Annotated in this window: 14 protein-coding genes and 1 tRNA gene; 7 read left to right on the forward strand and 8 right to left on the reverse strand. The window is 57.6% G+C overall.

The genetic code is table 11. The annotated features are described in order from the left end of the window. Positions 1 to 21 precede the first annotated feature (21 nt). Entirely contained in the window at positions 22 to 1,527 is a 1,506-nt protein-coding gene (locus QWJ34_RS06045; protein ID WP_302726168.1) for a 6-phospho-beta-glucosidase, read from the forward strand. A gap of 80 nt (positions 1,528 to 1,607) precedes the next feature. Here QWJ34_RS06045 and QWJ34_RS06050 read toward each other — a convergent pair whose 3' ends face one another. Further along, on the reverse strand, positions 1,608 to 1,928 hold the full coding sequence (locus tag QWJ34_RS06050; RefSeq protein WP_302726169.1) for a hypothetical protein: 321 nt from the start codon (positions 1,926 to 1,928) through the stop codon (positions 1,608 to 1,610). A 203-nt stretch (positions 1,929 to 2,131) separates the two neighbouring features. Between QWJ34_RS06050 and QWJ34_RS06055 the strand changes: the two genes are divergently transcribed. After that, the gene (locus QWJ34_RS06055) at positions 2,132 to 3,256 is read left to right on the forward strand and encodes an excalibur calcium-binding domain-containing protein (protein ID WP_302726170.1); all 1,125 of its coding nucleotides are present in this window, start codon (positions 2,132 to 2,134) and stop codon (positions 3,254 to 3,256) included. A 253-nt stretch (positions 3,257 to 3,509) separates the two neighbouring features. Here the strand turns inward: QWJ34_RS06055 and QWJ34_RS06060 are convergent, their stop codons facing one another. Beyond that, positions 3,510 to 5,216, reverse strand: a complete 1,707-nt coding sequence (locus QWJ34_RS06060; protein WP_302726171.1) for a cellulase family glycosylhydrolase — start codon at positions 5,214 to 5,216, stop codon at positions 3,510 to 3,512. A 262-nt stretch (positions 5,217 to 5,478) separates the two neighbouring features. Here QWJ34_RS06060 and QWJ34_RS06065 point away from each other — a divergent pair, with 262 nt between their 5' ends. Continuing rightward, positions 5,479 to 5,721, forward strand: a complete 243-nt coding sequence (locus QWJ34_RS06065; protein ID WP_302726172.1) for a hypothetical protein — start codon at positions 5,479 to 5,481, stop codon at positions 5,719 to 5,721. After that, positions 5,718 to 6,140, forward strand: coding sequence for a hypothetical protein (locus tag QWJ34_RS06070; protein WP_302726173.1), 423 nt, complete (start codon positions 5,718 to 5,720; stop codon positions 6,138 to 6,140). Before QWJ34_RS06065 ends, QWJ34_RS06070 begins: the two co-directional genes overlap by 4 nt. Positions 6,141 to 6,273: 133 nt before the next feature. Here QWJ34_RS06070 and QWJ34_RS06075 read toward each other — a convergent pair. Next, positions 6,274 to 6,345: transfer RNA gene (locus QWJ34_RS06075), tRNA-Val, on the reverse strand. A gap of 93 nt (positions 6,346 to 6,438) precedes the next feature. Next, positions 6,439 to 7,182: a helix-turn-helix domain-containing protein gene (locus QWJ34_RS06080; RefSeq protein WP_302726174.1), complete on the reverse strand. Its 744-nt coding sequence runs from the start codon at positions 7,180 to 7,182 to the stop codon at positions 6,439 to 6,441. Positions 7,183 to 7,366: 184 nt separating this feature from the next. Here QWJ34_RS06080 and QWJ34_RS06085 point away from each other — a divergent pair, with 184 nt between their 5' ends. The 3 genes from QWJ34_RS06085 to QWJ34_RS06095 all read left to right on the forward strand — a co-directional run bounded on the left by QWJ34_RS06085 (position 7,367) and on the right by QWJ34_RS06095 (position 10,646). Next, positions 7,367 to 9,715, forward strand: a complete 2,349-nt coding sequence (locus tag QWJ34_RS06085) for a glycoside hydrolase family 3 C-terminal domain-containing protein (RefSeq protein WP_302726175.1) — start codon at positions 7,367 to 7,369, stop codon at positions 9,713 to 9,715. After that, entirely contained in the window at positions 9,708 to 10,295 is a 588-nt protein-coding gene (locus QWJ34_RS06090) for a hypothetical protein (protein ID WP_302726176.1), read from the forward strand. The genes QWJ34_RS06085 and QWJ34_RS06090 overlap by 8 nt, the downstream gene beginning before the upstream one ends. 84 nt (positions 10,296 to 10,379) lie before the next feature. Further along, positions 10,380 to 10,646 (forward strand): hypothetical protein, encoded by a 267-nt coding sequence (locus tag QWJ34_RS06095; protein WP_302726177.1) that lies wholly within the window; start codon positions 10,380 to 10,382, stop codon positions 10,644 to 10,646. Positions 10,647 to 10,807: 161 nt separating this feature from the next. Here the strand turns inward: QWJ34_RS06095 and QWJ34_RS06100 are convergent, their stop codons facing one another. The 4 genes from QWJ34_RS06100 to hxlA form a co-directional block, all read right to left on the reverse strand. Beyond that, positions 10,808 to 11,578 (reverse strand): Na-translocating system protein MpsC family protein, encoded by a 771-nt coding sequence (locus QWJ34_RS06100; RefSeq protein WP_302726178.1) that lies wholly within the window; start codon positions 11,576 to 11,578, stop codon positions 10,808 to 10,810. A 54-nt stretch (positions 11,579 to 11,632) separates the two neighbouring features. Next, complete coding sequence (locus tag QWJ34_RS06105; RefSeq protein WP_302726179.1) at positions 11,633 to 12,337, reverse strand: hypothetical protein; 705 nt, start codon at positions 12,335 to 12,337, stop codon at positions 11,633 to 11,635. A gap of 331 nt (positions 12,338 to 12,668) precedes the next feature. Beyond that, positions 12,669 to 13,250, reverse strand: a complete 582-nt coding sequence (gene hxlB / locus QWJ34_RS06110; RefSeq protein ID WP_302726180.1) for a 6-phospho-3-hexuloisomerase — start codon at positions 13,248 to 13,250, stop codon at positions 12,669 to 12,671. Between the two features lie 4 nt (positions 13,251 to 13,254). Beyond that, complete coding sequence (gene hxlA, locus QWJ34_RS06115) at positions 13,255 to 13,905, reverse strand: 3-hexulose-6-phosphate synthase (protein ID WP_302726181.1); 651 nt, start codon at positions 13,903 to 13,905, stop codon at positions 13,255 to 13,257. Positions 13,906 to 14,024 lie beyond the last annotated feature (119 nt).

Consider the following 14,024-nt stretch of genomic DNA (forward strand, 5'->3'; position numbering starts at 1 on the left):
TTACGAGGAGGAATAAACAAGATGAATACATTCAAAAGCACGGTTCCGACAGGCTTTCCCGAAGGCTTTCTGTGGGGCGGGGCGACGGCGGCCAACCAGCTCGAAGGCGGCTACCGCGAAGGAGGCAAAGGGCTGAGCACCGCGGACCTGATGACGGCGGGCACGCATACGACGCCCCGGCGCATCACGCTTGACGTAGACCCCGCGCTGAACTACCCGAGCCACGAAGCGGTCGATTTCTATCACCGTTACGAAGAAGACATCGCGCTGTTCGCGGAAATGGGCTTCAAAGTGTTTCGCCTGTCGATCGCCTGGACGCGCATCTTCCCGAACGGCGACGACGCGGAGCCGAGCGAAGAAGGACTGCGTTTCTACGACCGCGTCTTCGCCGAACTGCGCAAGCACGGTATCGAGCCGCTTGTTACGCTGTCGCACTACGAAGCGCCGTTCGCGCTGGCCGGCAAATACGGCGGCTGGAGCGATCGCCGGGTGATCGATTTCTACGTCCGTTACTGCGAAACGGTATTCAAGCGCTACAAAAACGTCGTCAAATACTGGCTGACTTTCAACGAGATCAATATCCTGACCATGCCGTTCGGCACGTTCATGTCCGCGGCGATGATCCCCGCCGGCAGCCTGGAACTGGGCGGCGATCCGGGCGCGGACGACGAGCGGGCGCGCTTCCAGTCGCTGCACCATCAGTTCGTCGCCAGCGCGAAAGCGGTCAAGCTGGGACATTCGATCAATCCCGACTTCAAGATCGGCTGCATGATCGCTTATATGTGCGTGTACCCGCTGACCAGCCATCCGGACGATGTGCTCGAAGCGCAGCGCAAAGACCAGCTGAGCAACTTCCTCTGTTCCGACGTCCAGGTGCGCGGCGAGTATCCGGGCTTTGCGAAGCGGTATTTTGCGGAAAAAGGCATCGCGCCGGATGTTACGGAAGACGATGAACAGTCGCTGCGCGAAGGTCGCGTCGATTACTATACGTTCAGCTACTACACGTCCAACTGCGTCAGCGCCGAACCCGGCAAAGAAGAAACCGAAGGCAATCTGTCGCTGGGGCTCAAAAATCCGCATCTCAAAGCGAGCGAATGGGGCTGGCAGATCGACCCGGCCGGGCTGCGCTGGTCGCTCAACAACATCTACGACCGCTATCAAATTCCGCTGATGGTCGTGGAGAACGGGCTCGGCGCGGTCGATACGGTGGAAGAAGACGGTTCGATCCGCGACGATTACCGCATCGATTACCTGAAGCGGCATATCGAAGCGATGAAAGAAGCGATCGCGGACGGCGTGGACCTGATCGGCTATACGCCGTGGGGCTGCATCGACCTGGTCAGCGCCGGCACCGGCGAGATGAAGAAGCGCTACGGCTTTATCCATGTGGATAAAGACAACGAAGGCCGGGGCACGCTGGACCGCTCGCGCAAAGACAGCTTTTTCTGGTATAAGCAGGTGATCGCCGGCAACGGGGAAGAACTGGAACCGGCCAAGCCGGCGGTGGAGCAGTACGGAGCGGAGTAAAACACGGAGCAGGGGCGAAATAGGGACGGAGCACCAAAAGAAGAACCGGTCGTTTGACCGGTTCCTCTTTGGCGTTTCGTTTAAAAATCGTTCCAGTTCCGCGCGCCGGTTTTCGCCGACGTCTGCTCTTTGGTCTGCATCTCCTCCAGCATCTCGATCGCTTTCAGCGTGCCGAGCAGCGAGTCGAACAGCAGAAGCGAATACTTTTCCTCGTTCAGCACCTGCGCTTTGAATTTGTCTTTCTCCGCGATAAACGATGCCGTTTCTTTCAGGTTCTTATGCCGCGCTTCCAGATAAACGGCGGCCGTCGACAGCCACTGGGTAATCCTGCGGAAATCTTCGGCGCTTGCGACTTTGTCGCGCAGCTCTTCGCCCTCACGGGACAATGCATTCAGATTCAAGTGGAACCCTCCTTATATAGGCCTTGATTGCGCTTTCCTTTAGTTTACCAGAAACTACTGCTTTGTCCCAAGCCGGCGAGGAAATAGGCGCCGAATCTTATGCCTTTCCGGGAAAGAGCCGATATACGGGTAAGATCGGTTCGGGTATAATCAGGAAGCTGAATAACGGGAGGGGAAGCAAGATCAAACAGAAATATGGGAAATTGCTGCCGCTGGTACTGCTGCTGGCGCTTGCCGCATGCGGGAATCCGGATTCGACGGGAAACGGTTCTTTGCTCCAGGGCGATCCGTCGCTGCTGAAGACGGAAGCGCCGGAAGCGGAGCAGCCGGCCCGAGCGGCAGGCGGTTCTTCCGGTCTGACGGACGGAACTTCGGAGCAGCCGCAGAAGCAGGATCAAGCGCAGACGCTAAAACTGCCGAACACGGCGAAAGACGAACAGGCCGAGCCGGAGAAGCAGGAAAGTGTTCCCGCCGACGAAACGGCCGATGAACGCGGGACGTCTTATTGGAGAATCGCCGGGGGAGACGCCAATATTCGCTCGGCTCCCGATTATACGTCGGAGCCGGTTATGATCGGCCGCGAAGGACGGGATCTGGAGTACCTGCATGTGAAGTATTTCGATCCCCGGGATTCGAGGGTCTGGTATAACGTGCGAAGCGAAGAAGGACAGACCGGCTGGATCAGCGGCGCGGTCGTCTCGGCATCGGATGGTCAGTATGACGAGCAAAGCGAGCGGGAAGCGGACGAATACGCCGCGGTGTCCGAACCTGCCGTACAGTACCAAGTGCTGGAAAACGCGAATATCCGCCGCTCGCCTTCGATCGGCTCGGAATCGGCCGGTACGGTCGCCGCCGGAGCCGTGCTGGAAAGCGAGAACGAACAGCGCTACGATCCGTCCGACGGCCGCACCTGGTACCGGGTCGAGATTCCGTCCGGTATCGAAGGCTGGATTAGCGGAAAGCTGATTGTCGAGTATGGATCTTCCGCGGAGTCGAGTTTGTATCAGGACGAGCCGACAGGCGTCTATTATGAAAACTGCGCGGCGGCCGAAGCGGCGGGAGCGGCTCCCGTATATGCGGACGATCCCGGCTACGCAAGCTGGCTGGACCGGGACAGCGACGGGATCGGCTGCGAAATTACCGATTGGGATTCGTACGACAGCGGGTATTCCGGCTCTGCGGATAGTTCTTCTTCTTCCGGCGCGGGTACGGTCTACTTTAAGAACTGTGCAGCCGCCAGAGCGGCCGGAGCCGCGCCTGTGTATGCCGGCGATCCGGGCTATTCGCGTAAATTGGATCGCGACGGCGACGGAATCGGCTGCGAGTAAAAGGCCGAAGAAGCCTCTTTTGCTTCTCCGGCTAGTGCCTTGTCAACACTAAAGGTAGGAATACGCTCCCCTGAGATTCGTACCTGAAGCGTGTACGAAGTCTCCGACGGAATCGCACCTAAAGCGTGTGCATTTCAGGAAAACGTAAACCTGTGATTAAGAGTTGAAAGGGTACTGGAATGCCTAATTGAATGGAACGTTCAAACGCCCCCGACTGCTCGGGGGCGTTTCGTTAGGTGGTTGGAACGGCCGATTATTTAATGCGCGTAATCTTAAAAGCTTCCCACGATCCCGCCACCTTGTCCTGCGTCGCTTCGAGGCGGCCGCCGGCGTTCAGGTTGGCCTGGACATACTTGCCGTTCGCCACGGCTTGAATGCCGTAATCGCCGTTGCCCGTGCCGACCAGGCGGAATTTCTCCCAGGTGCCGATCGACGCGCTGCGCGCCAGCAGTTGATTGCTTTCGTCGATCACGGCGCAGACGTATTTCTGATTGGCCATCGACTTGAACGAAACGGTGCCGTCGCTGTTATTTTCGAGTTTCAGCGTTTCCCATGCGCCGCCGAGCGAAGCGCGGCTGGCGATCAGCGGGGAAGCGCCGGCGTTGTCGGCTGTGACCACATTGTTGTTGCCGGAAGCGGTCAGGTAATATTCGCCGTTTGCGAGCGTGCTGCCGCTGCCCGTTCCGGTACCCGCATCGACTTTACCGGACGTATACGCTTTCACGATATTGTAAATCTGCGTGTTGACCCAGCCGTTTTGCGTGCCGACGTTCGACCACTTCTGACGGATCACGTCCGCTGAATCGCTGTTGATATTGACTTTTCCCGGATTGTGGTTGTAGATGCCCCACGAATTGGTGCCGCCGGTGGACGCTGTGGATTTGTACGACCAGGTCGTCCAGTGCCAGCCTTCGCGGTTGAAGACGGAGAGTGTATTTTTCCAGGCCGCGTCCGATACGAACGAAGTGAATTCGCCGATAAAGGTCGGAACGCCGTAGTTATGACCGTTGATATCCGAGACTTTGCCGTCGATGTACGATTTCTGCCCCGCGGCGTCGTTGTCCATTCCCCATGGGTAGTAGTGATACTCGTAGACGACGTTCGTCCAACCGTAATCGCTCGGTCTCGGCAGATGGTCGGCGTCCCAGCACGATTCCATAATCACGATATGTTCCGAATCCACCGCGCGGATGCGTTTGTAGATTTCGTTGTAGAAGTCCCACTGCTTTTTGCCGGTCAGTCCCGCTTTGATGCCCGGTTCGTTCAGGATGTCGTAGCCGGCGACCGCCGGATTGCCTTTGTAATGCGCCGCGATCTGCTCCCACAGCTTCAGCGTTTTCTCGCGGTTGCCCGGGCTGTCGTACAGCTGGTTGCCGTCGTTGATCTCGCCCGAATGGTCCATGCCGTTCTGCGAGCCGAAAGCGCCGTGCATATCAAGGATGACGTAAATCCCGCGCTGGCGGCTGTTCTCCACGAACCAGTCGAGCCGCGACCAGGCATTCGATTTGAGATTTCCGTTGTCGTCGACGAGATTCATGTACGTAAACGGCAGCCGCACGACCGTCATGCCCATATTCGCCATATTGTCGAAATCCTGCGTTGTCCAGTAATTGTCTTCGTACACTTTGATCAGCTCGTCGCGCACCGACGCGCCGAATCGGTTCTTAAACGTATTCATCATCGTTTTCTGGTCGGGAGCGTCGGTCGGGTTCATCCAGTTCTCCTGCACCAGCCAGCCGCCGGCGTTGGTGCCGCGCAGATACACGGTATCGCCGCTGCCTTTGTTTTTACGGATCGTCGTACCGTTGGTCTTGAGAAAGTCGGCGTCGGCGATTCGTGAAGCCGCTTTCACGGGATGACTGCCCAAGGAGCCGGTTCCCGACAGCATCAATCCGATCAGCAGCACGGCGGCCAGCGCGATACGCAATCCTCTTTTTGGACTTAAAACGTTTTTATACACACAATCCCTCCTTTGATTTGACAACCATATCTTACAATTCCATGCAAAAATAAAGCCAGAACTTTTTTCGAAATCATTCTTTCGTAGCATTTTTAATAGATAATCCGGATAGAAAATAAATACTTTAGAACTATTTAAATGTAAAAATAATAACGTTTTCAAGAAGCTGAACCGCTGTAACGAAGCTTCGTTCGCATACGTTCAATAAGTGAAAAAGGAACGGAAAGCGAACAGCTGCGTACATTGAAAGCAGAGAAGCCGTTTGCCGGAAAAATGCTTCTACATCAATCTGGAGGTGCGCGAAATGGAAGAAACGGTCGTGATTGCGATTCATTTTACGGATGGGGAAGTACTGGAGCTGACGGTAAACGAAAAAGCGTTCGATACCCTGCCGGGCGAGATCACTTCGAAGAGCTGGGTAGAGATCGACGACAACTATATCAACACGGCGACGATCAAATATTTCTGGTTCTACGATGTGCGCGAAGACGAGGAAGAAGAGTGAGGAGACCGGGCGAGGAAGCAAGGCGATGGCTGCGCATCCGCGTCCTTTGCCTTGCCGCTTCGATCCTGCTGCTCGGACTTGCCGGCTGCGGAAAGCTCAGCCAAACCGTGTATAAAGCCGAGTCGAACGAATGGCGGGCGCAGCTGAAGGTTTCGGATAAGCAGCCGGACAGGATCGATTTGCGTATCGAATATATCGGCGTGCCCGCAGGCACGTTCAATTATTTCGAATACGGTTTGACCAGTCCCGACGGCTCGGAAAGTTTTACAGGAACGGAGCAGGGATTTTCGTCGGCGGGGTTTAAACTGGAAAGAGGCATAATCGCCTCGCACGATTTTCTAGCGGGCAGCGAAGAAGGCGTGGAGCTGGAGATTAATGCGAACGGGCGGAAAGAAACGCTGCATTTGACTGCACGGTAAAAAGGAGGCGAACAAGATCGCTACGGTATTTGTGCATTCGCGCGAAACGGTCTGGGACAAATGGACGATTTTGCAAAAGGCGAAGTTTTCGGAAAAAAAGAAAAAACCACCGTCTCCGGTGGTTTTACGCGTATAGGACGGATGGGGATCGAACCCATGACCCCTACCCTGTCAAGATAGTGCTCTCCCGCTGAGCTACCGTCCTGCATTCATGACTTGAACTGAATCAGTTCGTGTCGACAAGAAAGATCATACCACGAACGATAGAGGGAGAGCAAGCGTTTTATCGAAAAAAGCCTCAAAATTCTTTCGCCCGACGTTTGCGATATGCGCCCGGGGTGATGCCGACCTGCTGCTTGAACGCCTGGGTGAAGTGGCTTTGATCGCTCCAGCGGAGCAGGGCGCAGATGTCGGACAAGCGGTATTCGCCCAGGTCCAGCAGCCGCTTGGCTTCTTCGATCCGTTCGCGGCGGATGTAGGCGGAGAGGGGGAAGCCGGTTTCCTTTTTGCACAGGCGCGACAGATAGGTCGGATTCAACCCGAACGCCCGGCCGAGCCGGGATAAAGGCAGATCCTCGTACAGATGGCTGAAAATATAATGCCGGCACGCCTCGAATGTCCGCCCGGCGCTCTGTTCGCGCACGCCGCGCACTCTTCTTGCGAAGTCGAGCATCGCCGAGCTGTTCAGGTCGTCCACGCTCTGCGCGGTATGCAGGTCTTCCAGCCGCTGGATATACAGATCGCTCAGCGTAAACGCGATCTCCGAATCGACTCCGCCTTCGATCGCCGCCCGCGTGTACAGCGTAATGCCGCAGATCGCCAGATTCTTGCGGTGGCGAAGCAGGCTGCTGCGCGAAAGGACGCCGACACGCTCCTGCTCCCATTCGGACTGCATAAACCTTTCCAATTCCGATTCCCGGCCTTCGCGGATATACTGCAGCATCCTGCGTTCTCTCGGCAGATCGTGGTGCAGCCGCGCTTCCTGCCGGCTCAGGGCCAGCGTGCGCAGCAGTTCGCGGTCGTCGGCAAACGTCGATTCCATATTAGGTCGCTCCTTTCGCGGCTTATGCCGGTTCGATCGCATTTCGCTTGTATTCATTTTAACCGATAGGTACGGAATCCGACAAAAAGATCGCTTTTTCGACAGAATCCCGGCTTGTAACCGCTCTAAAATGGAAGTTGAACAAACAAAAAACGTACCGTATCCAACCGAGAGGAGCACGAATATGACGCAGCCTGACCAAAGTTCCGCAGCCCGCACGCCCGACCTCAAGCAGCTGATCGCCCAAATGACTCTGGAGGAGAAAGCCGACCTCTGCTCGGGCAAAGACTTCTGGCATACCCGGGACATCGAACGTCTCGGCATTCCGTCCATCATGATGACCGACGGCCCGCACGGGCTGCGCAAGCAGGCGGAAGGCGCGGACCATCTGGGCCTGAGCGACAGCGTGCCCGCGACCTGTTTTCCGTCGGCGGCCGGCATCGCGTCGTCCTGGGACCGGAAGCTGATTACACGCATGGGCGAAGCGCTGGGCGAAGAGTGCCAGGCCGAGAACGTGGCGATTCTGCTCGGACCGGGGGCGAATATCAAGCGATCGCCGCTGTGCGGCCGCAATTTCGAATACTTTTCGGAAGATCCGTATTTGTCGGCGGAGATCGCGGCCAGCCACATCCGGGGCGTACAAAGCCGAGGCGTCGGCACGTCGCTCAAGCACTTCGCCGTCAACAACCAGGAGCACCGCCGGATGTCGGTGGACGCGATCGTCGACGAGCGGACGCTGCGCGAGATCTACCTGGCGAGCTTCGAAGGCGCGGTGAAGCAGGGTCGGCCGTGGACGGTGATGAGTTCGTACAACCGGGTCAACGGCACGTATGCGTCGGAGAACGAAATCCTGCTGAGCGATATCCTCAAAGAAGAGTGGGGACTGGAAGGCTTCGTCGTCTCCGACTGGGGCGCGGTCAACGAGCGGGCGGACGGCCTTGCGGCGGGGCTTGAGCTGGAGATGCCGTCGAGCGGCGGGATCGGCGCCGCCAAGATCGCGGAAGCCGTCGGGAACGGCAGTCTGCCGGAGAAGAAGCTGGACGCCGCGGTCGAGCGGATTCTGCGCATCGTGTTCCGGTCGGTGGAGGAGAAAGTCGAGCACGCGTCGTACGACAAAGAACAGCATCACCGGCTGGCGCGCGAAGTCGCGAGCGAAAGCATGGTGCTGCTGAAAAACGAAAACGGTATTCTGCCGCTCAAGCGCTCGGGCAGGATCGCGGTGATCGGCGAGCTGGCGAAGCGTCCGCGCTACCAGGGCGGCGGCAGTTCGCATATCAAGCCGACGAAGCTGGACAATATTTACGACGAGTTTGCTGGGGAAGCGGGCGAGGCGCAGGTGAGCTACGCGGACGGCTACAAGCTCAAAGGCGACAAAGTGGACGAAAATGCGATCGCGGAAGCGGTGAAGCTGGCGCGCGAGTCCGATGTGACGGTGCTGTTCGCCGGACTGCCGGACGCGTACGAATCGGAAGGGTACGACCGCAGTCACCTGCGTCTGCCGGACAACCAGCTTCGGCTGATTGAAGAATTGACGCGCGCGGGCGCGAAGCTTGTGGTCGTGCTCAGCAACGGTTCTCCGGTCGAGATGCCGTGGCTGGGCGGCGTCAAAGGCCTGCTCGAAGCTTATCTGGGCGGCCAGGCGCTCGGCGGCGCGATCGCGGATCTGCTGTTCGGCGCCGTCAGCCCGTCGGGCAAACTGGCCGAGACGTTCCCGATGCGGCTGGAAGACACGCCCGCTTTCCTGAATTTCCCGGGAAATGGCGACCGTGTCGAGTACCGCGAGGGCATCTATGTGGGCTACCGCTACTATGATAAAAAAGCGGTCGAGCCGCTGTTCCCGTTCGGCTTCGGACTGTCGTACACAACGTTCGCTTACTCCGACCTGAAGCTGGGCGCGGCAAGCGCGGCGGCGGACGAAGGCGTGGAAGTCAGCGTCAAAGTGACGAACACCGGCGGCGTCAAAGGCAAGGAAGTCGCGCAGCTGTATGTCCGGGATGTGGAGAGCGCCGTGGATCGCCCGCAGCGGGAATTGAAAGGGTTTGAAAAAGTAGAGCTTGAGCCGGGCGAAAGTACGACGGTGTATTTTGCGCTCGACCGCAGAGCTTTTGCCTACTACGACGTCCAAAAGAGCGGCTGGCGCGTGGAAAGCGGCGTGTTCGAGGTGAGCGTCGGATCGTCTTCGCGCGAACTCGCGCTGACGGCCGAAGTGCAGATCGAAGGCGACGAGCCGAAGCCGGAGCCGATCCATCGCAATTCGCTAATCGGCGATCTGATGCAGCCGGGACGTCTGTCGCCGGAGCAAAAAGCGCTGCTGGACGATTTCCTGCGGGGCGGGCTGTTTACGCCGCCCGCGGAAGACGAAGCGCCGGCCGGAACGGACGGCGAAGAAGACGACGAACACGACGAGCAAGGCAACGCCGGCATGATGGAAGCCGTCGGGCGCTATCTTCCGCTTCGGGCCGCGGTCGGCTTCGCGGCCAAACCGGACGGGGAGCGGAAGCTGGGCGACCTGCTGGAGAAACTGAATGGCTGAGCGTTCGTTTTTTCGCGAATCCGCCAAGCCGCAGCGTTCCGCCAAAGAGCTGGAGAAGCTTGAAGCCGCTTTGCAGAGCAGAGGCGCGGACCGGGAGAACGAAGCCGCGCTGATGCAGCTGGCCGATACCGGGAAGAAGCCGGAACGGAAAATGGCCTATCACGCGCTGGCGGAAGCGGGTTCCGCAGCCGCCGTGCGCCGTTTGCTGGAAGAACTGGGCTTTGCCGACGAGGAGGCGGTCTGCGAAGCGCTCAAACGCTTCGGCCCGGAGCTTGCGGCCGAGCCGCTGGTTACGTTTGCGGAGCAAAAATGGAAGCAGTACGAGAATCTGTCGATTACGCTCGGCCTGGCTTTCGAGGGGGTGCTGACAGCCTGCGCGTGCAGCGATCCCGATACGTTGGAACCCGAGGTCTTGAAGCGTCTGCTGGCCGTGGCCCGGAAAGCGGCGGAGATCGAGCCCGAACCGGACGATCCGAATAATCCGTACGCGTACATCGAAGCGGAATTGGAGATCCGGCGGGTCAATCTATCGGCTCGCGGCATTCTGCAAGAAGCGAGGGAGCGTCGAACAAGACCTTAATCGTGTAATAAGATAGGGAGGGCTTTGGTTTGGACACCGCGAGCGCAGAGCCCCGCGATCCACACACAAAGGAGGAGATCCCTTTTGGAACGCATGGGACAATTCAACCGCCGCCGCGAGCTGCGGCGCGAAATTCTGGGCAGGCTGTACGATAATTGGTTCGAGCTGGACGGAGAACCTTCCGTTCTTTCGAAAGAACAGCTCGGCGAGGCGAAAGAATTGAAGCTGGCTTACCGTTATTTGGCGGATAAAGGATTGATCCGCCTGCATTCGGTCGAAAGCGGCGGCTATGAAATTTCGATTACGATCCAGGGCATCGACCGGGTGGAAATGACGAACGAGAACGAGTAAATATCGGATGATCGAAAGAAAGAAAATATCGGGCGGGCAAGCCCGGCCCAAAAACCGGCACGGATTCCGCGCCGGTTTTTGGACGTGCCTATTTATTGTGCTTCATACGACCGGCGGACCGCTGGATCGGATCGACCGAAACAGGAGCCGCGAGCGGGATTTTAAGCGCGCACGTCCGGATTGGCCGGCAGCGGGCGCGAAGCCGAAGAAACTTCGAGTTCAACATCGGCTTCCGGCGGCGTTTCGTCACGGGCCTCGAAAGCGCAGACCATCACGCTGCGGTCGAGTTCGAATGTCCAGTCGAGATAAATGCCCTGCATATTGCGGCCGAGAATCTTGTCGAAATGGGCTTCTTTGATAAAATGGGTTTTCTCTACTTTTCGTTTGGCGACGCGCAGCGCGTCGGCATGTCCGTTCTCGATCAGCGCCTGTTCCAATTCGATCAGCAGGCCGTTGCGCACGATGACCAGAAAGTCTTCGCCGATCCAAAAAGAATGTACGGCATCCGGAAACTTTTCCACGGTATGCGTAATCTGTCCCACTTTTTTGTGAACCTGTTCTTTGCCGCTGTAAATATCGTCTTTTTCCTGATAAACGGATTCGCTCATCACGACGGTAATCAGGCAGGACAGATCTTCGTCGCTCCAATCGTAATAGAAATGCGCGATCGAAAGCCCCATATCCGACTTTAAATATTCGCGGAATTCGGACAGCATGTAACCGACAATAAGCTCGCGGGTGGAACTCAAAGCGCCGTGCGCCCGTTCTTCGATCAGGGACTGTACCGTGCTGTTCAGAAAACCTTCCACTCGGATCAGGAGACACTTTTCGGTCGAAGCCACGCGGATGCTTTCCGGCGACTTGTCGAAATTGTTGGCGAACAGTTCTTCGACTTTTTGCTGAATTCTGGGTCTGAGCGATTCGAGCGGCATGAGGGTGCATAATCTCCTTTTTTGATTCATTATACAATGAGCCGAGGGCAACACTCAATTCAGCAGTTCGCGCGGCGGTTTGTTGAATACGTAGACCAGCACGCTAAGATCGTGATGAAACGCCCAGTCCAGATATACAGCGTCAAGGCTGCGGCCGGTTTCCTCGCTGAAAGGCTTGTCCGAAGCGAACTTCGGTTTTTCGACTTTGCGTTTGGACATGCGCAGCGCTTCGGTATGTCCGTCTTTGACCAGGGCTTTCTCCACTTCGATCAGCGTTCCTTCGCGAATGATGATCAGCAGACGTTCTTCCAGCCAGTAGGAATAAATTTTGTCGGGGAATTTCTGAGCTTCGTATGTAATGGCGGCAACGTGGCGATGGACTTTGCTTTGACCGGGGTAAGGAACGTTTTCCCGCAGGTAGAGCGGTTCGCTCAGCATCATGAAGATCATGCAGGACAGATCTTCGTCGTTCCAGTCGTAGAAGCGCAAATCGACCGAAAGACCGCAGTCCTGGCATACGTAGCGGCAGAGTTCGGGGATCAGGTAGCCGGTCATCAGTTCTCTGGTCGATTGCAGCGCGCCATGGGACTCTTCGTGAATCATCGATTCAACAATCGGCTGCAGGAATCGTTCGGCGCAGATCACAAGGCAGCTGCCGTCGAGCATCACATTGACCCGGGCCGGGGAAATGCCGAAGTGCTCGGCGAATAGGGCCAGTGTCTTATAACGGATGCTATCCGTTAGCGCATATTTTAACATTTTCGGTGGCTCCTCTCTGGGTGAGACAGGCCAATCTGTTTGGATAAGCTGGAGGAATAAGAATGATATCAAATACGTCTACTTAAAATAAACCCAAATACCTAGGATAGAACATAAAAAATCCACCCATTTGCACTATTTTAGTTGGAATAATATTCGAATACAGGATTTTCGGAGGAAATACGAACACAGATTTGTATCGAAAGGTCCCCGACTGTATTCCCGGATGTCTAAAAAATAAAGAATCGAAAAAAGCCGGATGCCGGCGAACGCTGTCTAAAAGAAGCGATCGCCGATATCCGGCTTTTTTGTTTTTACAATATATTTCCTTCTATTCCAGATTGGCATGTCTGCCGTACATCCGGTTCGTATCGAGACCCCGGCGCTGCATCAGGCGCAGCACGCAGGCGTCGCCGAACAGCAGCAGGACCTGCTCGAACAGCGAACCCATCGGCTGGATGGTCGCATAGTCGCCCTGTTCGCGCGACTTGGGAGCGCCGGGCAGAATCACCGTCAGCGAAGCCAGCTTCGCCAGGGTCGAGTCTGCTTTGAGCGTGACGACGGCCACGTCGGCGCCGAGCGAGCGGGCCTGCTCGGCCATCGGCACGAGCGTACGGGTCTCGCCGGAACCGGAGCCGATCACCAGCAGATCGCCCGGCCCGATCCCCGGCGTCGTCGTCTCGCCGACGACGTAAGCCGCGCTGCCGCTGTGCATCAGGCGCATTGCCAGCGCTTTGGCCATCAAGCCGGAGCGGCCGGCTCCGGCGGTAAATACGTTCGCCGCGCCGTCCAGCGCGTCCGCGAACGCTTCCGCCTGCGCCGCGTCGATGCCGCGCACGGCTTCGCCGAGCTCCGCGGCGATTACCGCCGCAAAGTCCGCCGCGCCCGAAGGGGCGGAAGAAAGTCCGCTCATCGGCTCAGACCCGAGCCGCCGCGGAACCGGCTTCGATCAGGCGGCGCATCTCGGCCGCCGTACCCGCCTTGTCGGCCTGGCCGGCGATGCCTCCGCCGACGATGACCAGATCCGGCTGCGCCGCGATCACGCCCGGCAGCGTGTCCAGCTTGATGCCGCCCGCGACGGCCGTTTTGGCGTTCTTCACGACCGATTTGATCGTTTGCAGATCCTCGAACGGGCTTTGTCCTTCGGCCTGCAGATCGTAGCCGGTATGCACGCAGATGTAGTCCACGCCCAGCGCGTCGACCTGCGCCGCGCGCTCCGCCAGATTCGGCACACTGATCATGTCGATCAGGATTTCCGTGCCGTGTTTCTTCGCTTCTTCGACCGCGCCGCGGATCGTCGAATCGCTGCTCGCGCCCAGAACGGTCACGATGCTTGCGCCCGCTTCCGACGCTTTCAGCACTTCGTAGCCGCCCGCGTCCATGACTTTCAGGTCCGCCAGAACGTCGAGCTGCGGGAACGCGTCTTTGAGCGCTTTGACCGCGTGCAGCCCTTCGTTGATCACGATCGGAGTCCCGATCTCCACAATATCGATATAAGCCTGCACTTCGGACACGACCCCGATCGCGCCCGGAATATCCACCAGATCCAAAGCCAATTGCAATTTCATATTGTAACACTCCTTATCGGTTAAGTTGGGTAAACAGGCGGAGTTAGACTCTCGAGGCCTTCCGACGAGGGCCCCGGTTCTCTCCGCTGGGTAAATTGTAAGCCCCGGTTTCGCAAAGC

The organism is Saccharibacillus sp. CPCC 101409 (assembly GCF_030518235.1).
Lineage (GTDB): Bacteria > Bacillota > Bacilli > Paenibacillales > Paenibacillaceae > Saccharibacillus.

Excerpts from the sequence above, each read along its gene's own strand:
- QWJ34_RS06100 (WP_302726178.1), bottom strand. The coding sequence starts at position 11,578 with ATGCCGCTCGAATCGCTCAGACCCAGAATTCAGCAAAAAGTCGAAGAA.
- hxlA (WP_302726181.1), bottom strand. The coding sequence starts at position 13,905 with ATGAAATTGCAATTGGCTTTGGATCTGGTGGATATTCCGGGCGCGATC.
- QWJ34_RS06090 (WP_302726176.1), top strand. The coding sequence starts at position 9,708 with ATGGCTGAGCGTTCGTTTTTTCGCGAATCCGCCAAGCCGCAGCGTTCC.
- QWJ34_RS06045 (WP_302726168.1), top strand. The coding sequence starts at position 22 with ATGAATACATTCAAAAGCACGGTTCCGACAGGCTTTCCCGAAGGCTTT.
- QWJ34_RS06105 (WP_302726179.1), bottom strand. The coding sequence starts at position 12,337 with ATGTTAAAATATGCGCTAACGGATAGCATCCGTTATAAGACACTGGCC.
- QWJ34_RS06080 (WP_302726174.1), bottom strand. The coding sequence starts at position 7,182 with ATGGAATCGACGTTTGCCGACGACCGCGAACTGCTGCGCACGCTGGCC.
- QWJ34_RS06085 (WP_302726175.1), top strand. The coding sequence starts at position 7,367 with ATGACGCAGCCTGACCAAAGTTCCGCAGCCCGCACGCCCGACCTCAAG.
- hxlB (WP_302726180.1), bottom strand. The coding sequence starts at position 13,250 with ATGAGCGGACTTTCTTCCGCCCCTTCGGGCGCGGCGGACTTTGCGGCG.